This is a genomic window from Affinundibacterium macrobrachii (assembly GCF_014652415.1).
Lineage (GTDB): Bacteria > Pseudomonadota > Gammaproteobacteria > Burkholderiales > Burkholderiaceae_D > Undibacterium > Undibacterium macrobrachii.
Window position 1 is genome coordinate 1 of the sequence record NZ_BMYT01000020.1, and the last position, 542, is coordinate 542.

General features: G+C 46.5%; 1 protein-coding gene. It reads right to left on the reverse strand.

Annotation, left to right across the window (positions count from 1 at the left end):
- On the reverse strand, positions 1-542 hold a 542-nt coding region (locus IE103_RS18295; protein WP_268248996.1), incomplete at both ends, for an EF-Tu C-terminal domain-related protein.

The following is a 542-nucleotide window of genomic DNA, read 5'->3' on the forward strand; positions in this document are numbered from 1 at the left end:
ATAGCGAAGCGCAAGCCTTCTTCCATCGCGATCGGGTTGATCAACTTAACAGTGATAGAAACGTTATCACCTGGCATCACCATTTCTTTATCCTTCGGCAACTCGATCGAACCAGTTACGTCCGTTGTACGGAAGTAGAACTGTGGACGGTAGTTGTTGAAGAATGGTGTGTGACGACCGCCTTCATCTTTAGACAATACGTAGATCTCGCCTGTGAAATGGCTATGTGGCTTGATTGAACCTGGCTTCGCCAAAACTTGACCACGTTGAATATCTTCACGCTTAGTACCGCGCAACAATACACCGACGTTGTCACCTGCTTGACCTTGGTCGAGCAATTTACGGAACATTTCAACACCAGTACATGTTGTTTTTACTGTGTCTTTAATACCAACGATTTCGATCTCTTCGCCGACTTTGATGATACCGCGCTCAACACGACCAGTAACAACTGTGCCACGACCAGAAATAGAGAATACGTCTTCAACTGGCAGCAGGAAAGAACCATCAACTGCGCGCTCTGGAGTTGGGATGTAAGAATC